Here is a 24,158-nt window from a genome sequence, read left to right as displayed (position 1 = left end):
ATGGAATTGGTTCGTAAAATCGAATCCAGTTAATTTCGATTGCAGCACTTAGCTTCACCCGTTCACTTTTAAAAAATATAAAAAGATTACACACAGCAAATATATCTCAGGACAATATAATATGAATAAAGGTATCTACTACTACGTGACGATCAGTACCGATCAGGAAGGTTATCATCTTCTGCATCGGAAAGAGTGCAAACGCTTACCTGTAAAGGAGGATATGGTATTTATTGGCACTCTATATAATTTAAATCAGGCATTATCAACCGCGCGTATTAATTTTAAAAAGGTTAAGCCCTGTATTAAATGTTGTATTCGTTACTCTGCTCCAATTATTCACGAATCAGTACGCCCGGTATTGCATTTCCCGCAGAAAATAGCCTGACCGGTTGGGCGGTTGAATTTCACGCAACCGCCCAACTGATATTTCCTCTCCGCCCTGCACGTCACGATTTTTCGTCTATCCTTCTGTGAAATCCCTTTTTTACAGACATGGAGTTGATGATGAGCCTGTTTACCACCCTTGAAGAAGCCATTGAAGCCGCTCGTGAAGAGTTCCTCGCCAGCCAACCAGAGATCGCTGAAGAAGATGCCAGCGTGAGCCAGTTCGCCCTGCAGAAGTACGTGATGCAGGATGGCGACATTATGTGGCAGGCCGAATTTTTCGCGGAAGAGGACGGTCAGGGTGAATGCCTGCCAATCTCAAGCGGAGACGCCGCACAAGCCATCTTTGATGGCGATTTTGATGAAGTCGAACTGCGTCAGGAGTGGCAGGCGGAAAATACGCTGCACGAATGGGACGACGGCGAGTTCCAGCTGGAACCACCGCGTGACCTTGAAGAGGGCGAAGCGGCGGCACAAGAGTGGGAAGACGACAACAGCCCTTCTGACAATCTATAGTAACGTTTATTCGTACGGACCGTGACTGGCATCGACGGGCAGTAACAGCGTGTCCATCACCAGCGACAGCGGCAAATCGATAATGGTTAGCACGCGCCACGGTCCGTCACGAACGTCCCACTGCACGCCGGGATAATATTGGTTGCCGTGACCTTGTCCGGGAAAGGTGCGGCTGATGATACTGCCACAACCGGTGAGCAGAAGAATCGCGGCGCTAAGCGCGGTTATTTTCAGGAAATAATTCACAACATTTACTCACAATGAACTGGCGTTAGTTTAACCATCTCGCAGGGACGATGACCACTCCTTAACACGTAAAGATTGCGTCATATTTCTGGCGAAAAAAAAGCGGCATTTCTGCCGCTTTCTACTTTCTCATCCTCAGCGCTGTGGCAGCGCCTCTGGATTGAGCTTCAGCTTCTGATAGCTTTCCACCCACTGATGATATTTGTCCGCGCTTTCCCACAGGCGTGAGTGCACACGAGCCAGCACCACCGGATCGCTAATCAGCTGCAAACGCTGCTCGCGATTCAGTTTCTCTGGCGCATCGCTCAGTGCCTGATCGACACGACGGTCACGCGCATGATCCAGTAAATCGCTCTGCTTGTGACGCGATGTTGCCATTGCCGTCGCCAGCGCGTTAAACGCCGGGTTAAACAGTGCATGCATAAAGCCATTTTTCAGCGCGCGTTGACGATTGATCTGCAGATAGTGATCGGTATCAACCAGCTCTTTAGGTGGCTCATACTCTTCCGGAATCAGGAACAGTTTGGCGTTCTTACTCTTCTGCCCTACCGTTGCACGGCTCGACATCACCGACACAAACGGCGACAGGATCAGTGAGACGACGATCGGCGACAGCCACCACAGGAAGTTCAGATCGAGGAAGCCCATACCGCCCGCCCACACCAGACCCAACAGCATCTGTGAACCATGACGACGGAAAGCTTCGCTCCACGGCGTCGCATCATCATCACGCTGCGGCGAGTTCCACACCACTTCCCAGCCAAGGAACGCGCTGACCACAAACACGGTGTGGAACAGCATGCGCACCGGCGCCAGCAGCACTGAGAACAGCATCTCCAGAATCAGCGAGAAGAACAAGCGGATGGCGCCACCATAAGGTTTCGCTCCCTTGAACCAAATCAGCACCACGCTCAACAGTTTCGGCAGGAACAACAGCACCAACGTAGTTGAGAACAAGGCTATCGCCAGATCGGGACGCCACTGCGGCCACACCGGGAACAGCTGGCGTGGTTGCAGGAAGTAGGTCGGTTCCATCAGCGTGTGCACCACCTGCAAGGCAGTAGAAAGCGCGAGGAACATGAACCACAACGGCGCAGAGAGATAGGACATTACGCCCGTCAGGAACACCGCACGGTGAACCGGATGCATCCCTTTTACCAGGAACAAACGGAAGTTCATCAGGTTACCGTGGCACCAGCGACGGTCACGCTTCAGCTCATCCAGCAGGTTCGGCGGCAGTTCTTCATAGGAGCCTGGCAGATCGTAGGCGATCCAAACCCCCCAACCGGCACGACGCATCAGCGCGGCTTCAACGAAGTCATGCGACAGGATCGAACCCGCGAAGGAACCTTCACCCGGCAGCGGTGCCAGCGCACAGTGCTCGATAAACGGTTGCACACGAATGATGGCGTTATGGCCCCAATAGTGTGATTCACCCAACTGCCAGAAGTGCAAACCCGCGGTGAACAGCGGACCGTACACACGGGTAGCAAACTGCTGGCAACGCGCATACAGCGTATCCATGCCTGACGCTTTCGGCGAAGACTGGATAATACCGGCGTTCGGGTTAGCATCCATCATGCGCACTAAACCGGTAAGACACTCACCGCTCATTACGCTGTCGGCGTCCAGCACCACCATGTAGCTGTAGTTGCTGCCCCAGCGACGGCAGAAGTCATCGATGTTGCCGCTTTTACGCTTCACACGACGACGACGACGACGATAGAAGATCTTGCCGGCGCCACCGACATCACGCACCAGCTCCATCCAGGCTTTTTGCTCGGCGATGGCAATATCGGCATCGTAGCTGTCGCTCAGAATGTAGACGTCGAAGTGTTCGGCATTGCCAGTACGTTTGACCGATTCCCAGGTCGCACGCAGGCCAGCAAACACGCGTTCTACATCTTCATTACAGATCGGCATGATCAGCGCAGTACGGTGTTCCGGATTCAGCGGCTCATCGCCGGTAGTCGAATACGAAATGCTGTATTTATCGCGACCGATCAGCAACTGCAGGAAGCCCATCAGCGCGGTCCAGAAACCAGCAGAAACCCAGCAGAACAGAATAGCGAACAGGAACAGAATCCCGGTCTGCAGGATGTACGGCAGGATCAGCTCAACCGACTGCAGCCAGTTCTGGTTGAACATCTCGATAGGATCGATCAGCGTCCAGCCCTGATACGGCAGAATGGTTTTCATGTACCAGGTTGCCACCACGGTCTGCAGAATCGTCAGAATCAGCAGTACGTAACGACGCATGGAGCCAACGTGGCGCCACTTGTCCTCGTTTTTCTGCTCTTCAACGGTGGCATAGCGTGGAGTGGATTTCTGGCCGCGCAGGGAATCCCAGGCGCGCGCAATCGGGTTGGTACGCCAGATCTCCGGGAACATCAGCGAACGCTTCACTTTCGGCATCGCCTTCAGTGTGGTGCGATCAAGATAATCCTTGCTGAGCTGCTGACCATCCGCCAGTGAGTCCGGCCAGGCCATTTGCACACGGGATGACACCGATTTCAGCGGCGCATCATCCGGGCGCTCGCTGGCGGCGTTATCTTGCCCCAGCGACGTATGAATAGCGTGGAACGCCTGCGCATTTTGCAGCGAATCGCTGAGACGGGCGCGCCCTGCCGCATCAAGCGGCAGAGCCTCCACGTAAGATTGAGGTAGAAATATCGATTTATTCATTGGCAGGTAGCTGATAGCTCCAGGTTTCCGTCAATGTCTTGTCGCCGCTCACCAGCGCCGCACGCATCTCAGTCGGCTGCTTGTTATCTTTCACACGCAGACGCAACACCAGACGCCAGCCTTTGGTCACCGGGTTGTAGCGCACACTCTGCTCAACCACGTCAGCGTTGTTACCCACGCTCACCTGCGGCGCCACTTGCGTATCTTCCGGCAGCTTGCTCATCGCTTTGCCAACGAAATCAATGGTGAAGGCGATAGAACCATCCGGCTGACGCACCAGATTCGACTGCTTCACATCACCGGCAGAGCGCAGCGTGTCTTTTACCCAGGCGATATCGTCTGTGTGCAGCTGATTCTCGTCACGGGTGAAATGCAGACGATACTGGAAGTTCATCTCTTTGCCTGGCTCTGGCAGTTTTTCCGGCGTCCAGAATGCAACGATGTTGTCGTTGGTTTCATCGGCAGTTGGAATCTCTACCAGTTCAACGCGGCCTTTACCCCAATCACCCTGCGGCTCAACCCAGCCACTTGGGCGCAGGTCATAGCGATCGTCGAGATCCTGGAAACGGCTGAAATCACGCGTGCGCTGCAGCAGACCAAAACCTTTCGGGTTCTCAACGGTAAAGGTGCTGACCGCCAGATGTTTCGGGTTATTCAGCGGACGCCAAATCCACTCACCGTTACCGGCATGAATCGAAAGACCATTCGAATCGTGCAGCTCTGAACGGAAGTTGGTCACTGGCGAAGGCTGGTTTGCACCAAACAGGAACATACTGGTCAGTGGCGCAACGCCCAGTTTGCCGACGTTATCACGCAGATAAACTTTGGATTGCACATCAACCGTCGATTCTTTGCCCGGTTTGATGATGAAACGATAGGCACCGGACGCGCGTGGCGAATCCAGCAGCGCATAGATCACCAGCTGTTTGTCCTGCGGTTTTGGACGCTCAATCCAGAACTCTTTAAAGCGCGGGAACTCTTCGCCCGACGGCAAGGCGGTATCAATCGCCAGTCCACGTGCCGAAAGACCGTACACCTGGCCCTCGCCAATCACACGGAAATAGCTGGCGCCGAGGAAGCTGGTGATCTCGTCGTCTTTGCCCTTTTTATTTAGAGGATACAACACCTTAAACCCAGCAAAGCCGAGGTTTTTGACTGCATCAGCATCGTGTTTTACGTTGCCGAAATTGAAGTAGTCAGGGTTATATTTAATTTCACGTACTGAAGACGCCGTCACTTCGTTGATTTTCACCGGCGTATCGAAATACATGCCCTGATGATAGAACTCAAGCTTAAACGGCGTGCGCAGTTTGCCCCAATAAGCTTTGTCGTGGTTAAACTGGATCTGCTGATAGTCAGCAAACTTCATTTCACGAAACTGAGAGGGTAAATTGCTTTTTGGCGCTTCGAAACTTTTCCCTGCCAACGCCTTGGCTTGTTTTGCAACATCATCAATGTTAAACGCCCAACTATTGTTGGCATACATAGCCAGCAGAACTGCCGCGCCTACCCAGCGCATCTTTACCAGTCCCACTTTATTATTCACATTATTCAGCACATCCCCCCCTTTCGTGTGCTTAGATCAAACCCGATTATCTTAAAGGATTATTCGGTTTTCCGACAGCGTATGTAATAGATTGTTCCGCTGATTTGTAAGCTGAAAATGTGCTTTTAGGATAATTAAACCCCGCAAAATCACATACAGATTCACCTGATAGTATACCCTGTTTACAGCCGGTAGAATTTTCCTTCGGCATAATCCGGTTTCAGGGCGAAACCGGCAAGTAAACTGACTATTGGAAGATTATGAGTTCAGCTAAACCCGAACGTGAATATTTCCTCGATTCGATTCGCGCGTATTTAATGTTATTGGGCGTGCCTTTTCACGTCTCCCTGATTTACTCCACGCAGAAATGGGCCGTGAACAGCCATGACGCCTCAATGTGGTTGACGGTGCTGAACGACTTTATTCACGCCTTCCGCATGCAGGTGTTCTTTGTTATTTCAGGCTATTTTTCCTACATGCTCTACTTACGCTATCAGCCGCAGCGCTGGTTGAAAGTGCGTCTGGAGCGTGTCGGCATCCCGATGTTGACTGCCGTGCCGCTGATTACTTTGCCGCAGTTTTTCATCACCAAAAATCTCACCGATAAAATCGGCGACTGGAACAGTTTCTCGCTCTACAACAAGTACAACACGCTGGCGTGGGAGCTGATATCTCATCTGTGGTTTTTACTGGTACTGGTGATTCTGACCACGTTCGGTATGGTGGCGTTTCGCTGGCTGAATAAGCAGCAGCGCAGCATCGATTATCAGCAAATTGGCTGGGGCAAATTGACGCTGGCGCTACTGACTTATGCCTTAATTTGGTGTGCGTTCCGCCGCGTGCTGTTTTATTTCGTTCCGGCCGTGTTTGCCGATGGCCTGTTCAGCATTGCCGTGATGCAAACGCTGATGTTCCTGCCGTTCTTTATGCTGGGTGCGTTGAGCTGGAAGCATCAGGCGCTGAAAGCGTTGTTTGTGCGCTTTAATCCGGTGATGTGCTTTGGCGCTATCGCAGTATTCATCGCCTATAGCCTGAATCAGCGTTACAGCAGCGGTGAAGGTTGGCTGTATGAAATCGATATGATCATTTCGACGCTGATGGGGTTGTGCATGCTAAACGTCTGTTTTAGCTTCGGCCATAAGCTGCTGAACAGCCATTCGCCGCGCATCATGTATCTGGTGAATGCCTCGCTGTTTATCTATCTGGTACACCATCCGCTGACCATTTTGTACGGCATCTACATCACGCCGCACATCGGCAACAACACGCTCGGCTTCTTCGTCGGCTTACTGATGGTATTTGGCGTGGCGTTTACGCTGTATGAAATCCATCTGCGCATTCCGCTGCTGCGCTTCCTGTTCTCCGGTAAGCCGCAACGCAAATGAAAAAAGGGCCCGCTAAGCTGGCCCTTTTTATCTAAAGCAACCACTCAACCGGCAAGCGCCACACCAGTCGCACCAGCAAGCGCTGCAGCAGCGTGCATTGCGGTTCATGTTTGTGCACCACTTCGCCCTGCTCGTTAGCAAACTCGACCCAATTGACGCGTCCCCACTTATCCAGACGTAGCGTCCAGGCGCGATCGCGCATCCCGGCAATAAAGCGCTGATGCGTTTGCTGCGCCAGGGCTTCACTCTCAATCACCAACCCCATTTCGGTGTTCAGCATGGCGGAACGCGGATCGAAATTGAACGAGCCGATAAATACTTTGCGATTGTCCACGGTGAAGGTTTTGGCATGCAAACTGGAACCTGAATTACCGGTGATACCGCGATCGTGTGGCGCGGTTTGCGGATTGTCCTGCGGCTTCAGTTCATACAGCGCGATGCCGTGGCGCAGCAGTTTTTTGCGCCAGCGCGCATAACCGGCGTGCACCACCGTGACGTCATTGGCCGCCAGCGAATTGGTAAGGATGGCAATCTTCACCCCGCGACGCTTCAATGCCAGCAGCTGCGCCACGCCAGATCGCGTCGGGACAAAATAGGCCGAGATAATATCGAACTGCTGCTGCGGCGTGCCGATGACCTCTAGCATGCGCTGCGGCAGTAGACTGCGGCGTTTTGCTTTGCCGAGCCCTTTACGCGGATCATCACTCAGCAGGCGCGATTCCGCCCACGTCATCTCCAACTCGCCCTGCTCCATCTGGCTGATAAACGACGAGTGCTCCAACCGTGCCAGATAGCGCTCCACCGCTTCACTCTGCTGCCACTCTTGTGGCAAGCGCACTGCCTGATGCGCATCGCCGCTCACATCAACCACTTTGCGCAGCGGCGATACCGCTTTACTGCGCCAGTAGCGTTCGAAATCCTGCGTCACTTCGTCGACCACCGGACCAATCGCCAGGACATCGAGATCGGTAAACAGCGGTTCATCGCCGGTGCCAAAATATTCGTCGCCGATATTGCGCCCGCCCACCAGCGTCGCCGCGCCATCCACTGTCAGGCTCTTATTGTGCATACGTCGATTGAGGCGGGAAAAATCGGTGAGATAACCGAGCGCGCGCAGCGTGCGGAACGAGAACGGATTAAACAGGCGCACCGCGATATTGGCGTGGCGATCGAGTTCCGCCAGCGTCTCATCCAAACCCGGTGTGTTATTGTCATCCAGCAGCAATCGCACTTTCACCCCGCGCTCGGCGGCGTCCAGCAGCGCGCTGAACAGCAAGCGGCCGGACATGTCGTTGTGCCAAATGTAGTACTGCACATCAATGGTGTGCTGCGCCATGCTCATCAACTGATAGCGCGCAGCAAAAGCGTCCAATCCATCGTTAAGCGGATGGATGCCGCTCATGCCCGGATGTCGTGCGCAACGCGCCTCAACACTCGGTTTCAGCCGGTTGCCCGAATGTTCCTCAGGCGGCAAAGAGGTTGCTGCTTCACTCATAGTGAATCCCTGAAAGCTGTGGACCTATTATTGTTGGTATCAATGCGCGAAGAAGCAATCGGAGGCTTCCTTTTCTGCCCAATGGCGCACCGTCAATTTAGTCTAGACTTAGCCAGGCGTTCTGCATTCTGCATCCGGCGCTCAATGTGAGGAGAGGATTATGACTCAGCAATCCCTGCGCCATCACCCTCAGCTGTTCCGCAGTTTCTTTCAGGGCAGTTTTCCCTGTTCAACCGCCCGGCGCGCAGGCGGACGTCGGCTCGATATGGTGATCAGTAGCGGCCACGACATGCTGCTGGAGAAAGATTATGCCGCACTGGCGCAGGAAGGTTTGCACACCGCGCGCGATGGCGCTCGCTGGCATCTGATTGAAGCCGTGCCCAACGAATATGACTGGCGCACCTTTCTGCCGATGGTGCACGCCGCGGCGCGTCACGATATGCAGATTATCTGGGAGCTGGCGCACTTTGGCTATCCCGATCACCTGGATATCTGGAAAGCCAGCTTTATCGATCACTTTGAACGCTTCGCCCGCGCCATGGCGCAACTGATGCGCGATGAAGGCATCGAAAAGCCCTTTTTCACGCCGATCAATCAGATCTCATTCTGGTCGTGGGCCGGCGCGGATGTTTCCTGGCTCGATCCCTACGCCAGCGATCGCGGTCGTGAGCTGAAGCGCCAATTAGTGCGCGCCTCGCTGGCGGCGATGCACGCCATTCGCGAGGTTTATCCCGATGCCCGCTTTGTGCTGACCGATCCGCTGGTGCAGGTGGCGACGCATCCCGATAATCCTGACAGCAAACCCTACGCCGACGCGCAGCATCAGGCGCAGTTTGAAGCCTGGGATTGGCTTGGCGGACGCGATGCGCCGGAACTGGGTGGCCGCGCGGATTTCCTCGATATTCTGGGTCTTAATTACTATCCCGACAATCACTGGTTTTTCTCAGGCGAAACCATGCCAATCGACCATCCGACGCGCCAACCGCTGCACCGTTTGTTAATGCAGTGCTGGCAACGTTATCAGCGCCCGATGATTCTGGCCGAAACCGGAGCCGAAGGTGATGCGCGAGCGCCCTGGCTGCGGCAGATCAGTGAAGAAGCGCGTCTGGCGCTGGATCACGGCGTGGCGCTGGAAGGGATTTCACTCTATCCGGTGGTGGAGTATCCGGCGTGGGCCGACGATCGGCGTTCACCGGGTGCGCTGTTTGGCCTCGGCGATCCCAATGGCAATCGCACCCTGCATGAGGCGCTGGCGCTGGAGTTGCGCAGTCAACAGATTAAGTGGCAGAACTGGCAGACAAAAAGCTAAGACTGTTGCGTAGTGGCGGGTTTTTGCGGGCAGGTTTGCACATCGAGTGAAGGATCCGCGGGGTGACGCACGTCGGTGAGCCAGGTCATGGTGAAGAGAAACACCACGCCAATTAAACAGGCTGAGAGCAGGCCAATTATGGCGATCAGTTTGTCATCGCTGGATTCCATCGACATCTCCTTACAGGCTTCCTTTTCCCGGTGCTGACCTTAACTCATCCACAGCGTAATCATCAGGACGAAGATTATAAGCGTAACCGAAGTGACTGCAAGCACCACAATGGCGAAGAGCGCGTCGTCGAGCGGCTGCCGATAAGGTTCGTCGTGGTCGTCTGGTGGTGCAGGTGAACTCATGATGACTCAAAAATAAAGGCGAGTTTTCGCGCAGGATTGCCGCACAGAGTGTAATGCAATGCGCCCTAAGTTACAGGAAAATTTCTGGCGGAGAAATAATGGGGCGCAGGCGCGCCCCATTCGAGAGCAGATTAGAAATCGTAGCTGAGTGAAACCTTCACCGTGCGTGGTTCACCCTGCGACAAATAGGTGCCGCTGTCATCAACATTGGCCCAATATTTCTCATTCGTGACGTTATCCACGCCCACGCGCCACACCATATCGTTCTGGTTAACCTTCATGCGGTAACGCAGACCCAAATCCAGCGTGGTGTAATCATCCAGCTTCATGTTGTTTGCCAGGTCGGCATATTGTGAACCGGTGTAGTTCAGCAATGCTGTGGCGGTCAAACCGTCCACCGGCTTGATGTCATACTCCGCACCCAGCGCCGCAGTGAAGCGCGGTACGCCGATGGCGTTTTTGCCATCCTGATCGCTGTCACCGGTTTTGGTCATATCCGGATCGATCCAGGTGGCGCTGCTGTTAAGACGCAGGCCCAGCACCGGCTCACCGAATATGTTCAGCTCCACGCCACGGTTGCGCTGCTCGCCATTCAGCTGGTAGACCGAATTGTTCAGCACGCCAACCGGCTGTTTGATTTCAAACAGCGCCAGCGATCCGCCGACGCGACCAAAGTCCGCTTTGACACCCACTTCGTTCTGCTTCGCATGCACGATGCCGGTCACGCTACCGTAGTTGGTGGCGGTAAACGGCGCGGCGGTGCCCGGCGTCAGCGATTCAGTATGGTTGGCATACAGCGAGATATTTTGCGTGGCTTTATACAGCAAACCGTACGCCGGCAACCAACGGCTGCTGTCGAAACGTGTCGCGGTATCTTCAACGCCGTCATAACCGTAGTTACGCACCACCACTTTTTGATGACGCGCGCCGACGGTTGCCAGCAAGGTGTCATCAAAGAAGCCCAGCGTATCGCTCAGCAGGTAGCCTTGCGAACGTGAACGGTAAGTGGTCAGCGGATCGCTGAACTTAGCGCCACCGGCGAACACGCTATCCGGTTCAGCCACATCCTGCGGGTGATAAATATTCACGTTGGCATCGTTGCCATACGACATGCGATAGCTGTTTTTCGCATTCGTGGTCATCGCCGAATAACCGAAATTCACTTTATGCGTCACCGGACCGGTAGTGAAATCACCACGCAGGCCAACCATGCCGCTCATGTTGTCCTGCACGCGATTGGTGCGGAAGCGACCAATGGTGGCGTTGCCGGCGCTGTCGAGGATCTTCGGAATGCCGTAGTTGCCCACTTCATGTGTGTGCTGCGCGCCGAGGCCCGCATAGGCGGTCCAATGATCGGTCAGATCGTATTCGGCTTTCGCCAGACCAAACTCCGACTCGATATCGCTGAACACCCACTTCTGGCTGTAGTTTTTCGCGTTGGACGGCACATCAGGAATGAAATCGATGCCGCTGATGTTGACGCCGTTACGCGCATCGTGGAAGGTCTTTTTCTGGTAGCCAACGTCGAGCGACGTACGCAGACGATCGCCACGATAATCCAGGCCGAGTGACGCAGCGGTGGTGCGTTTTTTCTCGCCATCTACCTCGGTGCCGCCTTCGCGGTTAACCGCATTCAGCCGCACGCCAAACTGGTTGTTGTCGCCAAAACGACGACCAATATCGGCGGTGCCGCCCACCTGGGAACCGGACGTGTAATCCACCCCGATGCGCGTCAGCGGCGTATCATCAGCGTGCTTCGGCTCGAGGTTAATCATGCCGCCGACGCCGCTCTCCGCCGAACCGTTCAGCAAGGCGTTAGCCCCTTTGAAGATCTCCACGCGATCAATCAGCGAGGCATCCATCACCTGACGCGGCACGATACCCGCCAGGCCGCCGTAGGTCATGGCATCGCCGTCCAGCTTGAAGCCACGAATGCGATAGCTCTCGGCAAAGTTGCCGTAGCCTTTCAGATTCTGCACGCCAGCATCGTTGCGCACCACGTCACCGATGGTTTGCGCCTGCTGATCCTGAATCATTTTCGAGGTAAAACCAATGACGTTAAACGGCACGTCCATGGCGTTTTGCTCACCCAGCATGCCAAGGCGGCCGCCGTGTGCAACCTGGCCATCGAGGAAAGCCGGTACCAGATCGTTGCCGCCTGGTTTAAAATCGGTTTGCGGTGTCGCGGTCACGGTCAGCGTCTGCTGCTCGTTTTTCGCGTCAGTGGAGGTTGTGGTGTTGGTGGTAGCAGCCATCACTGGCAAACAACCGGCGCTGACCATTACGGCCAACAGTGTCGGTTTCAGTCCGGGATTGAAAGGCATAGCGCGCATGGGATCCCCTAATGCAAACGAAGTGATAATCATTATTATTGCGGTTTGCGATTATGCGCAGTCGTTGTGCGAAAGCAAGAAAAATCCCACTTTTTACCTTCATATCATGGAGGAGTGGTGCAATAGGTACCCTGCCCGGTCTTGTAGGGTCGCCATTCATTCATGGCGACCAATGCTTATCACTGAAGAAAGGGTTTTGCTTTGACTAGGTAGCGGGCTCTGACACATCTGCTGCGTCACGGGCCGTCCTCGCGCCGCTAGCGCGGTGCCTTCGGCTTCCACGTCGTGCCAACGGACCGTTCGCGGATCGGCCTTCCCTGGCCGACCCCGAACTGCCTCACGCATCCATGCGTGAGGCTCCTGGCCCAACGTAAAAGCCTCAGCGCTGCGAATAGCCCTTTTGCCGCAGCAGACGCGCCAGCGCCTCTGGCAACTGTGCCCTTTTCAACAACATGTACCGAAGCAGCCGGCATGCGTTCGTCGCGGACTTAACTAACAAGCGCCATTCATGGCGACCTGCTATCAGCCTTCGCGCCAGCGTTTAAACACCAGCGAAGTGTTAATCCCGCCAAAGGCGAAGTTATTGGATTGGATGTAATCTGTCTCAATCTGGCGCGCTTCACCGATGATGTAATCAAGTTCACCGCATTCAGCGGCCGGTTGCGACAGGTTCAGCGTCGGCGCAAACCAGCCTTCACGCATCATCTCAATGCTCATCCAGGCTTCCAGCGCCCCGCACGCGCCCAGCGTATGGCCAAAGTAGCTTTTCAGCGAAGAGATTGGCGTGCTGTTGCCATAGATCGCTGCGGTGGCCTGACTCTCGGCGATATCGCCGCGATCGGTGGCGGTGCCGTGGGCATTGATATAGCCAATCTGCTCCGCCGTGACGCCGGCGGTTTTCAGCGCGCGCTCGATACAAATCTGCATGGTTTCACGCTGCGGCTGGGTGATATGCGCGGCATCGCAGTTGGTGTGGAAACCCACCAGCTCGGCATAAATGGTGGCTCCGCGCGCCTGCGCATGTTCCAGCGATTCGAGGATCAAGGTGCCTGCACCTTCGCCAATCACTAATCCGTCGCGCTGCTGGTCGAACGGCGCGGGCGACGTGTGCGGCGCGTCGTTACGCTGGCTGGTGGCGAACAGCGTGTCAAACACCGCCGCTTCGGATGGACACAGCTCTTCCGCTCCACCCGCCACCATCACGGTTTGATAACCGTGACGAATCGCTTCCCACGCATAACCGATCGCCTGGCTGCCCGACGTACAGGCGCTGGACGTCGGGATCACCCGGCCGCGCAGGCCAAAGAACAGGCCCGCATTGACGGCGGTGGTGTGCGGCATCATCTGCACGTAAGTAGTGCCGGTGATGTTGTTGGTGTGTTTTTCCGTCAGCATGGTGGCGAACTCACTCACCGGTCCGGTGCTGCCGGTTGAGGAGCCGTAGGCAATGCCGGTTTCACCGCTGGTCAGCACTGGATGGTCGATCAAACCGGCCTGCTCTAACGCGAGTTCGGTGGCGCGCGTCGCCATCAGTGAGACGCGCCCCATCGAACGAATGCGTTTGCGCGTGTAATGCGCTGGCGGCGTAAAGTCGTCCACCGGCGCGCCGAGCAGCGTATGCAAGCCGTCGTAAATCTGCCATTCCGGCATATGGCGCACCGCATTTTTGCCCTGTTTGATCCGCTCAGCCACTGCGCTCCAGCGCTCACCAAAAGCGGTCACACCGCCCATGCCGGTTACCACTACACGCTGAATCACAGCATACCTCCATTGATTGAAATCACCTGACGCGTGACGTAGCCCGCGATGTCCGACATTAAGTAGCTGGCCAGTCCGGCGACTTCATCCGCCGCGCCCATGCGCTTCATCGGGATCAGCTTCATCGCCTCGTCAATCACCAGCGGCTCAAGATCGGTCATGCCGGTATCAATCAAGCCGGGTGCGATGCAGTTAACGGTGATTTTGCGTTTCGCCAGCTCAATCGCCAGCGCTTTGGTGGCACCGATAATGCCGGCTTTGGCCGCGCTGTAGTTGACCTGGCCGCGATTGCCCATGATCCCCGATACCGAGGAGAGCGTAATAATACGTCCGCCCTTGCGCAGGCCAATCATCGGCATCACGCACGGATGAATCACGTTGTAGAAGCTGTCGAGATTGGTGTGGATCACGCTGTCCCACTCGTCATCGGTCAGCGCCGGAAACGCCGCATCGCGCGTGATGCCCGCATTGCTCACCACGCCGTAGTAGGCGCCGTGTGCGGCGATATCCTGTTCCAGTGCGCTGCGTGTGGCATCGCGCTGCGCCACGTCAAACTGCAAGGTGCGCCCACATCCGCCTGCCGCCTCAATCTCAGCCAGCGTCTGCGCGGCACCGGCGCTGTCGCGATGATAATGCACCACCATTTCAAAGCCATCCTGCGCCAGACGCAATGCGATGGCGCGGCCAATACCTTTACTTGCGCCGGTCACTAAAACGCTGCGTGTCATGGCTGAACTCCTTGTTGCAATTGAATTAACTCGTATTCATTGGGCTGATAGGTATTCAGCCGCCCGCTGGCGATGATCGCCTCGCCGCAGCGGATCTCCCCTTCGAAGCTGCCCAATCGGTCGTCACGCATCAGCAGACGCATTTCAACGCGCAGCGTGCTGTTGGCGGCGAAAGCGGCGCTGCTGGCACGATAACCGCGTCCGCCAAGCAGCATGCCGGGACGAATCTCATCGCCGCCGCGCTGACGCGCATGAAAGCCCGACCAGACGCCAACGGTCTGCGCCATGATTTCCACGCCGTACCACGCCGGTAAATCGCCCTGTGCGGTGAGAAAAGGGGCCAGCACGCCTGTCGCGTTGATACTGACTTCGCAGATCACGCTGTCGTCGCTAACCTGGATGACGCGATCCAGCAGCAGCATCGGCGCGCGATGCGGCAGATAAGCACCTACCGGCAGAAAATCACTCATGAGGCTTTCCTAAAATCAGGCAGGTATTGTTCCCGCCAAAAGCAAACGAATTTGAGGCAATCACCGGGCGCGCCAAAGGCTGTGGTGCGGTGATCAAACCGCATGCCGGCAGCGAAGTATCGCGTGCCGCCAGCGAGAAATCCTGTGGCGGCAGCGGCAGATGCTGCTGCAGAATCAGTGCGGCTAAAGCCGCTTCGGTGGCGCCCGCCGCGCCCAGCGTGTGGCCGGTCAGGTGTTTGGTTGAGCTACACGGCACGCGATCGCCAAACAGGCGGTGAATCACCGCAGATTCCACCTGATCGTTCAGCGGCGTGGCGGTACCGTGCAGGTTGATGTAACCGACATCCTGCGGCTGTAAACCCGCCTGTTGCAGCGCCATCAGCATAGCGCGCTCGGCGCCGACGCCTTCAGGATGCGGTGCCGACATGTGCCACGCGTCCGACGATTCACCGCAGCCGAGCAGCGCCAGCGGCTGCTTTTCGCGCGTCAGCAGCAGCAGCGCGGCAGCTTCACCAATCGAAATGCCGTCGCGATCGGCGCTAAACGGCGCGCAGTGACGTTCAGAGAGTGAATCCAGGCTGGCGAAGCCGTTAATCGGCATACGACTTAGCGAATCCGCGCCGCCCACCAGCGCCACGTCCGCTAAACCAGCATCAATCAAACGTTGGCCGCTGATTATGGCGCGCGCACTGGATGAGCAGGCAGTCGAAATGGTGTAAGCCGGACCGTCCAGCGCTAAAAAATGCGCCAGGAAGCGTGATGGATCGCCAAGCTCCTGCATGCGGTAATCGTAGCCCGACAAGGCGTCATCCACCTGACGATCGCCTTCATCAACGCCGGAGGTGCTGGTGCCAAGCACAATCGCCACGCGATCGCGCCCATATTGCGCGATCGCCGCATCCACTACCGGGCGTATCTGCGCCAGCGCGGCCAGCAGCAGCTGATTGTTGCGGGTGTTATGCGCCGCCAGCGCAGCAGGAATCAGCGGCAACGCGCCCTGCACTTCACCCAGCCAGCAATGTTTGCCGTCTTGCAGCCAGCCGTCGCGCGGTTGCATGCCGGGCGCGTGGCCCGCTTGCAACTGTGTGGCGATGTGCGCCAGGTTATTGCCCAGCGCATTCACCATGCCAAAGGCGGAGATGTAAATCATGATGAGGCATCCAGATGTTGGATTTGAATCTGATAACCAAACGCACGTTGATCGATGCTGATCGGCTCACGCAACTCGCCGCTCTGCAGATAGCGAATCAGCGTTACCACCTTGCCAGCGGGATCGCGCAGCTCGCGCCGATCGTCGATGTCGGTCAGCGTCCAGCCACGCGGCAACTGCGGCTGCCACGCGCTGATCGGCCAGTGGCTCAGCATCACATCCGCCAACACCTGACTGGCGGGCGGCATTTCCGGCAGCGCCATCATCTGCTGCGTGTGAATGCCGTTTTTATCATAAGTGACGCGGAACAGGCGAATGCCAAGCGATGACAAACCGGCGAGGCTCAGCTGCTGTGAATCCGCGCTCAGCAGCACCAGCAGCGACTGGGTTTTGCCTTTGGCGTGGCCGGTCAGCAACTGCTGCTGCTGAAACGCGGGCGAGATGCCCGGCGCCGGCAGCGTGACGCGCACGCCCGGTTTCAGCCACGCGGTTGGCCGGTTGAGGTCGCTCTGATGCTGCGCGCAGCCGCTTACCAGCAGGCTTAACAGCAGGCTTAACAGCAGGCTTAACAGCAGCAAAATGCCCATTTTCATCGTTGCTTCCTTTTCCCCGGAGCCAGCGCCAGCGGCGCCAGCAAGAATGCACAAAAAATCCCGCTGCACAGCACGGTACCAAAACCACTGATGGCGGCGGTGCTGCTGAATACCAGCATACCGAGCGTTAACAGTGTGGTCATCATCGCCAGCGTCACCGCCAGCATGGAGGTTAACGGCGTGCCGCGCGGATTGCTGAAGAACAGCGTGTAGTTGATGCCGATGCCCAGCACCAGAATCAGCGCCAGCAAGGCAAACAGATTGAGGCTCGCGCCGATCCAGCCCAGCGTCGCCAGCGCCGCCGCCAGCGACAGCCACGACGGCAGCGCGCTGCGCATCCCGGCTTTCACGCCCAGTCGTAGCATATAGCTGCCGGTAATCAGCAATAATGCCAACGCCAGCAATCCGCTCAGCAGCGTGCGCCAGAAGCGGAACAGTTCATCATAGCTGGCCTTGCGATCAACCCAACTGACACCCGCCTGCTGGGATGCCAGCTGCTGCAACGCGGCGCTGTTTTTAACGCCGCCGATCGGCACCAGCACGCTGCTGCGTCCGTCCGGCAGCGACAGCCACAGCAGCCGCCAGCCTTCACTCAGCGGGCTCGCCAGCCAGTCGGCGGCGGTCACCGGCATGGCGCTGAGATTAGCATTCGCTACAGTAATGCCCGCCTGCTTCAATCGATCCAGAATGGTTGGTGCAGCCTGCTGTAGCAGCGCTACATCCTGCTGCTGCTGCGCCAGCGAACTGAGCGGCAGCACGCGATAACTTTTGAACCAGCCTTGCTGCTGCGCCTGTTGCAGCTTGGGTGCCAGCGCGCTCAGCCGTTGCAGTGCTTGCTGTTCATCATCGCCCCACACCACAAACCAGGTTTGATCGGCCTGCTGACCGGTGAGTTGCGCCAGCTGACGATCCTGCGCTAACAGCTGCGCCGGGGCGCTTTGCAGATGGGCAATATCATCATCGACCTTGAGTTGTAGCATGCCGCTCAGCGCATAGATCGCCACCAGCGCCGGTAAGCCGCGCTTCAGCCCGTTATTGCGCCGCCACGCGGCCAGCCAGCGCGCCAGCCATACCATCGCCGGAATCGGCCGCACCGGTAAACCGCGTACCAGCCACGGATAAAAACAGATCACCGTCAGGCAGGAAGCACTTAATCCGCTGGCGGCAAATACCGCCAGCTGGCGCAAGCCGGGGAACGGTGCCAGCAGCATCAACAGCCAGGCAATCGCCGTGGTGCCGAGCGCCAGCAACAGCGTGCCGCGCACCTTATGCAAACTTTGCCACGGCGTGGCTTGCTCGCCGTGCACCATGCGTTCCGTCAGATAGTAGAGCGTATAATCGGCCGAGATACCCACAATGCTGAGGCTCATCACTAAGGTGGTGAGATGCAGCTCACCAAAACAGAGCAGCGTCAGCACCGTGCCCGCCATCGCGCCCATCGCCACCGACAATGCACAGAGCGCCAGCGGCCGTAATGAACGGAACACCAGCCACACCAGCAGCAGCAATCCCGCTAACGTTGCGCTGCCGAGGGTTTCGACATCATGCTGCGCGCGCTGGCTGGCATCGTCGCTAAACAGCACCGTGCCACGTGTCAGCAGTTGCGCATCCGGCCAGCGGGTTTTCAGCTGTTGCTCCAGCTGATTGAGCGCGGTCACCAGCTGATGGCTCTCTTTGATACTGAAAGCATTGCTCGCCAGCTCGCCGTGCAGGAAATACCAGCGGCGCTGCTGCGCATCCTTGACCGTCAGCCAGCCGTTATGCAGCAGCATTTTATTAGCGTTCTGCTGCATCGCCAGCTGTGCGCCGCGCACCAGCAGCAGCGGATCGTGGCCGATCTCTTTGCTACCGACGCCCGCGAAAGCCGAGAACAGCTGCGCCAGAATCCAGTCGGCCTGCGCGTTACCACCGTTCTGCAGGCGCGCGCGCGTGGCCGCATCGATCAAGCCGTTGCGATGTTGAAACGCATAGGCGCCCCAGCGCTGCATCTGATCGTCATCCAGCGCTCCGCTCACCTGTTTCAGCATCGGCAAGGCTTGCAGCTGCGCTTGCCACCAGGCCGCAACCGCATCGCCGTGGTGATCGTTGGCACTTACCAGCCACACCAGCTGACGATCGAGGCGCTGCATAAAGCCGTGCTGGATCTCCGCTGGTGCCTGGCCGAGGTTTTGCTGCGGCAATAACGCCAGCACGCTGCTATTCAGCTGGCTGCGCGGCAGCAAAACCGCCAGCGCCACCGCTAACGTCAGGCACACCGCCAGCCACAGCAGCGCAACGGTTTTTTCACTGCGCTGGGGCAAAACGGGCTCGCTCTTCATCGGTTAACTGTTTCGGTTCGGTGCGGGTAGCGCTAAGGGTGATCTCGGTTTTATCGCCCTGCTTATCATCCAGCGTGATGCGATTAAGAAACGCCTCGCCTTGCAGATCGATACGGTTAAAGATCTTATTTAGCGGCGCGGCTTTCGGCGTCAAACCAAGTTGCCAGCGATTGTTGCCCAGATCGTGGAAATCGAGCGCAAAATTCTCACGCAGCACCTTTTCATCTGCCTGGAACAGCGCGCGCAACAGATGGTTGAACTGGAACATCTGCGGATTGCTGTCGGCGGTGATCACCTGCGGCGGCTGACCGCTCATGCTCTGCACCATGCGCTTATCATCAAGGATCAGCATCAGCGGGAACGGCGTGGCTTGCTGCCACCACAAACCCTGCTGCTGGGCGATCAGCAACTGACCGCGTGACACCAGCGGCTGCGCCATGCCGGCAATGGTGCGCACCTGAACAAAATTGGCGCGGATCACCGGTTGGCTGGCAAAGCGCTGTTGCAACTGCTCGAGCGTGACCGCGCTGGCGTTGGCGCAGATCACCAGCAGCAGCAGACAAAGGGTTCTGATCACGGTTTCACTCCCAGGCGTTCAAACAGAATATCGGGCGAGACAAAACACATCTCCTGCGTCGCTGCATTGACCGCCACCTGAAGCGTGTGTGCTTTGGTGGTCACCTGCCCCGCCGCGTTGCGGATCACATAATCAATGCGTAAACGGTTTTCGTATTCGCTGATACTGGCGACGACGCGGACCACCTCTTCGCAGCGCAGCGGCTGGCGGTATTTCACATGGGTATCGACCACCGGCCAGACGTAGCCGCTGGCGGCCATTTCGCCGTAGCTGTAATTGACGCTGCGCAGCAAGGCTTCGCGCGCCACTTCAAAAAAGCGGAAATAGTTGCCGTGCCACACCACGCCCATCGGATCGCAGTCGTGAAACGACACGGTAATGTCCACCTCAGCGCGGTAGTTGCTTTCACTCATCGCGGCTTTTCTCCTCGGGCAACGTCCAGAAATCGTAAAAGTTAAACCAATCCAGCGGCGCCATCAGCGCGTGCTGTTGTAACCGTTCGGCGTAGCGATCGACGGTGGCCTGTAACGCCTGCTGGCGCTGGGCGCGCGGCAGCGAGAGCGGATCGGCAAAGGCTTCGCAGTGCACCCGCAATCGCCCCTGTTCGCGCAGGGCGAACATCAGCAGCACTGGACAGCGCAACGCCGCCGCCAGCACAAACGGTCCCTGGGGAAACGGTGCAGGATGGCCCATAAATTCACTCCACACCACGCGACGCTCGCCGCCGCGCTGGCGATGCACGGCGGTACGATCGCCAACAATCGCCACCCATTCACCGGCATCGAGTTTTTGCTGCAGCAGAATGGCGGTATCCGGACCGATGTCGGTGACCGGCAGCAGATTGACGCCCGCCTGCGGTGCAATGCTCTCCAGCACCTCGCGGAAGCGTTGCGCATTGTCTGTAAACACCAGCGCATTAATCACCAATCCGCTGACCTGTTTGGCCATCGCGCGGCAGGCTTCGATATCACCGAGATGCGAGGCCAGAATCAGATGGCCTTTGCCCTCGGCGGCGCGAATGGTGGCTTCCGCACCTGGCGCGAAATCAATGTCGCGCCCCCATTGCAGATCACCGCGCCAGCTAGCGACTTTATCCAGCATGCTGTAGCCGAAACGCAGAAAGTGACGATAGCTGCTGAGCGGCGCAGGCAGCGCGATGTTCTGCTGCTGCGCCATCGCCCGCACTCGCTTCAGCCACTGCTGCGAGGCGGCGCGCGCGGTGCGTCCGGTTAGCCAGTAAACCGCCACCACCGGCCACAGCAGCAAGATAAAAGGCAAGCGTCCGGCGCGGCGATAGAGCCACAGCATAAAGCGCAAACCGCTCTGCCCGCGTCGTTCCGGCGTTGCAGACCAGTGTTGCGCATCACTACGCTGACGCAGTAACTTCGGGATGCGTGGCAACATGCCGAAGAACAGCCGCGTGTGCATCCATGAGATGCGCAGGTTGTCCCGCAGCGCATCAAAGTGCGATACGCCGCTGGCCGGATAGGTCACGCGCGTGGTGATAAAACGGCTCGGCGTGCCCTGCCAATAGAGGCGCACCATGATTTCGGTGTCGAAATCCATGCGCTGACCAATTGGATGGCGATCGCACAACGCCAGCGATGGCGCGAGCGGATAGACGCGGAAGCCGCACATGCTGTCTTTCAGCGAGAACGACAGCGTTTCCACCCACACCCAGAAATGGGTGATGTAGCGGCCATAGAGGCGCGATTTGGGAATCGAGGCGTCGTAAAGCGGCTGACCGGAGATCAGACAGTGCGGATAACGCTGCGCTTCGGCCAGCATACGCGGCGTGTCTTCCACCTGATGCTGACCATCGGCATCGAGTTGCAGCGCGTGGCTGTAACCCGCCGCCGCCGCCGCGCGCATCCCGGCAATCACCGCCGCGCCTTTGCCCTGATTGTGGGGTAGCGTCAGCACCCGCAACTGCGGTGCCTCCAGCGCCGCAATCAGCTGTTTGGTGGTGGCATCGCTGCCGTCATCCACCAGAATCACCGGCAAGTTGAACGGTGCCAGCCGCGCCAGCACCGACGCCAGCATCGCGCCGTGGTTATAGCAGGGAATCAGCACACAAGGCGTGAAGTGAGAACTCAACACAGGCGGATCTTCCCGCTGCTGGCCACCGTCGCCACGTCGCCGTTGATCAGGCTGTAGCTGAAACTGAGCAGCGATTTTTCTGCCTGCCACTGCAGCTGTAACGCCAGCTCGGCATCCGGCGGCACCGGCTGCTGGAACTTGATATTGTCAATCGCAGCGAAAGATTTACCGATGGCTAAACGCGTCAGGCCGTAATGCAGCGCCCAGTCGAGCTGCGCCACGCCGGGCAGAATTGGCAGCGTCGGGAAATGGCCGCGAAACCAAAAGAGATCGGCAACAACGTGCAGGCGAAATATCAGTGCATCGCCCTGATGTTCGGCATGCAGTTCAACCGGCAGCATCAAATAACTCCTCAATTTGTGGCCAGGCGCGTTTACTTTGTGCGGTGACAGGAATCGACGTCACCACGCGCCAATAGCGCGGAATCGCCACCGGCTCCAGCCAGGGTTGCAGGGCGCGTTTCCACTCAATTTTTAGCTGATGCAGCGTCGCCGCATCCAGCATCTCAGGCAGCGCCAGCACCACGCCAATCGCGTGACGACCGTGACGCTGAATCGCCAGCGCGGCGGCATCTTCCACGCCGGGCAACGCCAGCAGGCGGCGTTCAATTTCACTCAGCGATACGCGTTTATCTTCGATCTTCACCACGCGATCCTGACGTCCCGCCAGCTGAAACTGGCCGGACGGCTGCTGCACGATACTATCGTCGAGCGCGCAACCGGCGTCGGTTTCCAGCAAGGCGGAAAATACCCGCCAGCGTCCGGCGTCCTGCTCACGCAAGGTGATCTGCGGGAAACAGTGCCACAGCGCGTTCTCCTCGTGGGCGCAGCGCCAGCCAATCACGCCGGTTTCGGTGCTGCCATAAATTTCATCAACCGTGCAGCTCAGCGCCTGTTGCGCATGCTGCGCCGCCGTCCACGGCAACGCACCACCGGCGGACACGATCAGTTCGCAGCGCGGCCCGGCCAATGCCGGATCGAGACGCCGCAGAAACGCTGGGCTGCTGATAAACGCGTAGCGACGATCGGGTGGATGATCGGCCAGCTGTTCACTGTAGAAAATTTGCTGCGCGGCAAAGGGTAAACCCAACGCCATCGGCAGCACGATGCGAAAACTCAGGCCATACAGATGTTGATGGCTGACGGAGGCAATCACATGGCAATCACGTAAGCGTGCGCCCCACAAGCTGGAGAGCCAGCGGGCTTCAAGATCCAGCGCGCGCAGCGATTTCACTACGCGACGCGGCGTGCCGGTCGAACCAGAGGTGAACAACACCAGCGTGGCGTCGGCGGCGATCGGCGGTAACGCACCGCTCGCCAGCGCGCCGTCCCAGCGCAGCTGCGGCAGCGCGACTGCCAGCGGCATATCGCTGATCACGCCATCCAGGCTGTCGGCCATCTCTTCCAGCTGGGCCGCGCGACAGTGTCCGGGGATCACCGGCGTTTTACCGGCGTGCCACAGCGCCAGCAGCGCGGCGGTAAACGCATAGCTGTTATCAAAGCACAGCGCCCAATATTGGCCGGGCTGGTTTTGCAGCCGATCGGCCAGCGCCCGCACCTGCTGACGCAAGGTGTGCAGCGTATGTTGCTGTTGGCCGTGCCAGGCCACCATGCGATCCGGCGCGCTGAGCCAGTCGCGGAGGCTATGTAAGTTCATGCCTGTTTCCTTATGCGCTGACGCAGCAGCCATTCGCCGCCCATCAGCGTGCCCATCAGCAGATAGCTGATGCACCCATTCCAGAGTGTCCAAAGCGTGACATCATTGAGCAGGCAGGTGAGCAACGCCACGCTGCCGTTGAAGATGAAAAAGCCGCACCACACTTGCGTTACGCGGCGGGTATAACGCACCGCGCGCGGCGGCAGATCCGGTTCGCGCAGCCGTGCCAGCCGTTCCACTAGCGGCATGGGGCTCCACAGCGACGCGCCAAACAGCAGCAGCATCGATGCATTGACCACCAGCGGATACCACAGCAGCAGATGTTGCGATCGCAGCAGCAGGCTGGCGAGGCATAACGCGCTGCCCACCAGCGCCAGCAGTAGCATCACGCGCGCCATCGGCCCGGCGGCGCGGCGCAGCGTCCAGACGCGCAGCACAAACAGCAGCGCCAGCAGGCCCGTTACGCCGCGCCACTGTGGCTGGGTGAGGGTTAACCACACCAGAAACGGCCACGCCAGCAGCGCCGCTCCGTTTAGCAGCCGCAGCAGCATGC

22 protein-coding genes are annotated in these 24,158 nt (G+C 57.8%); 4 read left to right on the top strand and 18 right to left on the bottom strand.

Annotation, left to right across the window (positions count from 1 at the left end):
• The first annotated feature begins 121 nt into the window (after positions 1 to 121).
• Together PO881_RS07285 and PO881_RS07280 are read left to right on the top strand one after the other, a co-directional pair.
• The gene (locus tag PO881_RS07285; protein ID WP_008103132.1) at positions 122 to 388 is read left to right on the top strand and encodes a hypothetical protein; all 267 of its coding nucleotides are present in this window, start codon (positions 122 to 124) and stop codon (positions 386 to 388) included.
• A 119-nt stretch (positions 389 to 507) separates the two neighbouring features.
• The gene (locus PO881_RS07280) at positions 508 to 903 is read left to right on the top strand and encodes a MysB family protein (RefSeq protein ID WP_101760867.1); all 396 of its coding nucleotides are present in this window, start codon (positions 508 to 510) and stop codon (positions 901 to 903) included.
• Between the two features lie 6 nt (positions 904 to 909).
• Here PO881_RS07280 and PO881_RS07275 read toward each other — a convergent pair whose 3' ends face one another.
• The 3 genes from PO881_RS07275 to PO881_RS07265 all read right to left on the bottom strand — a co-directional run bounded on the left by PO881_RS07275 (position 910) and on the right by PO881_RS07265 (position 5,362).
• Entirely contained in the window at positions 910 to 1,149 is a 240-nt protein-coding gene (locus tag PO881_RS07275) for a YceK/YidQ family lipoprotein (protein WP_110865906.1), read from the bottom strand.
• Positions 1,150 to 1,284: 135 nt separating this feature from the next.
• Complete coding sequence (mdoH, locus tag PO881_RS07270; protein WP_101760869.1) at positions 1,285 to 3,834, bottom strand: glucans biosynthesis glucosyltransferase MdoH; 2,550 nt, start codon at positions 3,832 to 3,834, stop codon at positions 1,285 to 1,287.
• On the bottom strand, positions 3,827 to 5,362 hold the full coding sequence (locus PO881_RS07265; RefSeq protein WP_206098190.1) for a glucan biosynthesis protein G: 1,536 nt from the start codon (positions 5,360 to 5,362) through the stop codon (positions 3,827 to 3,829). The genes mdoH and PO881_RS07265 overlap by 8 nt, the downstream gene beginning before the upstream one ends.
• A gap of 278 nt (positions 5,363 to 5,640) precedes the next feature.
• Between PO881_RS07265 and mdoC the strand changes: the two genes are divergently transcribed.
• Positions 5,641 to 6,765 carry a glucans biosynthesis protein MdoC gene (gene mdoC / locus PO881_RS07260; RefSeq protein WP_222233246.1) on the top strand — a complete coding sequence of 375 codons (1,125 nt, stop codon included), beginning with the start codon at positions 5,641 to 5,643 and terminating at the stop codon, positions 6,763 to 6,765.
• Positions 6,766 to 6,796: 31 nt separating this feature from the next.
• On the opposite strand, the gene PO881_RS07255 is transcribed toward mdoC, so the two are convergent.
• Positions 6,797 to 8,260, bottom strand: a complete 1,464-nt coding sequence (locus PO881_RS07255; RefSeq protein ID WP_101760872.1) for a phospholipase D family protein — start codon at positions 8,258 to 8,260, stop codon at positions 6,797 to 6,799.
• Positions 8,261 to 8,420: 160 nt separating this feature from the next.
• On the opposite strand from PO881_RS07255, the gene PO881_RS07250 reads away from it, so the two are divergent.
• Positions 8,421 to 9,569, top strand: coding sequence for a beta-glucosidase (locus tag PO881_RS07250; RefSeq protein WP_280172678.1), 1,149 nt, complete (start codon positions 8,421 to 8,423; stop codon positions 9,567 to 9,569).
• Here PO881_RS07250 and PO881_RS07245 read toward each other — a convergent pair.
• The 14 genes from PO881_RS07245 to PO881_RS07180 all read right to left on the bottom strand — a co-directional run bounded on the left by PO881_RS07245 (position 9,566) and on the right by PO881_RS07180 (position 24,156).
• Positions 9,566 to 9,739 carry a hypothetical protein gene (locus tag PO881_RS07245; RefSeq protein ID WP_167391168.1) on the bottom strand — a complete coding sequence of 58 codons (174 nt, stop codon included), beginning with the start codon at positions 9,737 to 9,739 and terminating at the stop codon, positions 9,566 to 9,568. The genes PO881_RS07250 and PO881_RS07245 overlap by 4 nt on opposite strands.
• 314 nt (positions 9,740 to 10,053) lie before the next feature.
• Entirely contained in the window at positions 10,054 to 12,255 is a 2,202-nt protein-coding gene (locus PO881_RS07240; protein ID WP_280172677.1) for a TonB-dependent siderophore receptor, read from the bottom strand.
• A 522-nt stretch (positions 12,256 to 12,777) separates the two neighbouring features.
• Positions 12,778 to 14,013, bottom strand: a complete 1,236-nt coding sequence (locus PO881_RS07235; RefSeq protein WP_280172676.1) for a beta-ketoacyl-ACP synthase — start codon at positions 14,011 to 14,013, stop codon at positions 12,778 to 12,780.
• Positions 14,010 to 14,741: a 3-ketoacyl-ACP reductase FabG2 gene (locus tag PO881_RS07230; RefSeq protein WP_176970799.1), complete on the bottom strand. Its 732-nt coding sequence runs from the start codon at positions 14,739 to 14,741 to the stop codon at positions 14,010 to 14,012. Before PO881_RS07230 ends, PO881_RS07235 begins: the two co-directional genes overlap by 4 nt.
• Positions 14,738 to 15,211, bottom strand: coding sequence for a 3-hydroxy-fatty acyl-ACP dehydratase (locus tag PO881_RS07225; RefSeq protein ID WP_280172675.1), 474 nt, complete (start codon positions 15,209 to 15,211; stop codon positions 14,738 to 14,740). The genes PO881_RS07230 and PO881_RS07225 overlap by 4 nt, the downstream gene beginning before the upstream one ends.
• Entirely contained in the window at positions 15,204 to 16,361 is a 1,158-nt protein-coding gene (locus PO881_RS07220) for a beta-ketoacyl-[acyl-carrier-protein] synthase family protein (RefSeq protein ID WP_280172674.1), read from the bottom strand. Before PO881_RS07220 ends, PO881_RS07225 begins: the two co-directional genes overlap by 8 nt.
• Positions 16,358 to 16,954: a DUF3261 domain-containing protein gene (locus PO881_RS07215; protein WP_280172673.1), complete on the bottom strand. Its 597-nt coding sequence runs from the start codon at positions 16,952 to 16,954 to the stop codon at positions 16,358 to 16,360. Before PO881_RS07215 ends, PO881_RS07220 begins: the two co-directional genes overlap by 4 nt.
• Complete coding sequence (locus PO881_RS07210; RefSeq protein ID WP_280172672.1) at positions 16,951 to 19,272, bottom strand: MMPL family transporter; 2,322 nt, start codon at positions 19,270 to 19,272, stop codon at positions 16,951 to 16,953. Before PO881_RS07210 ends, PO881_RS07215 begins: the two co-directional genes overlap by 4 nt.
• Positions 19,238 to 19,849: an outer membrane lipoprotein carrier protein LolA gene (locus PO881_RS07205; protein WP_101760880.1), complete on the bottom strand. Its 612-nt coding sequence runs from the start codon at positions 19,847 to 19,849 to the stop codon at positions 19,238 to 19,240. The genes PO881_RS07210 and PO881_RS07205 overlap by 35 nt, the downstream gene beginning before the upstream one ends.
• Complete coding sequence (locus PO881_RS07200) at positions 19,846 to 20,262, bottom strand: thioesterase family protein (RefSeq protein WP_101760881.1); 417 nt, start codon at positions 20,260 to 20,262, stop codon at positions 19,846 to 19,848. The genes PO881_RS07205 and PO881_RS07200 overlap by 4 nt, the downstream gene beginning before the upstream one ends.
• The gene (locus tag PO881_RS07195; RefSeq protein ID WP_280172671.1) at positions 20,255 to 21,949 is read right to left on the bottom strand and encodes a glycosyltransferase family 2 protein; all 1,695 of its coding nucleotides are present in this window, start codon (positions 21,947 to 21,949) and stop codon (positions 20,255 to 20,257) included. The genes PO881_RS07200 and PO881_RS07195 overlap by 8 nt, the downstream gene beginning before the upstream one ends.
• Positions 21,943 to 22,290 (bottom strand): hydroxymyristoyl-ACP dehydratase, encoded by a 348-nt coding sequence (locus PO881_RS07190; protein WP_280172670.1) that lies wholly within the window; start codon positions 22,288 to 22,290, stop codon positions 21,943 to 21,945. The genes PO881_RS07195 and PO881_RS07190 overlap by 7 nt, the downstream gene beginning before the upstream one ends.
• A complete protein-coding gene (locus tag PO881_RS07185) occupies positions 22,277 to 23,605 on the bottom strand; it encodes an AMP-binding protein (protein WP_280172669.1) in 1,329 nt (442 codons plus the stop codon). The genes PO881_RS07190 and PO881_RS07185 overlap by 14 nt, the downstream gene beginning before the upstream one ends.
• Entirely contained in the window at positions 23,602 to 24,156 is a 555-nt protein-coding gene (locus tag PO881_RS07180) for a hypothetical protein (RefSeq protein WP_110865893.1), read from the bottom strand. Before PO881_RS07180 ends, PO881_RS07185 begins: the two co-directional genes overlap by 4 nt.
• Positions 24,157 to 24,158 lie beyond the last annotated feature (2 nt).

The organism is Pantoea sp. SS70 (genome assembly GCF_029866845.1).
Classification (GTDB): Bacteria; Pseudomonadota; Gammaproteobacteria; order Enterobacterales; family Enterobacteriaceae; genus Pantoea; species Pantoea leporis.
The sequence above is the reverse complement of the archived record's forward strand: the minus strand, read 5'-3'. Positions and strand labels throughout refer to the sequence as shown.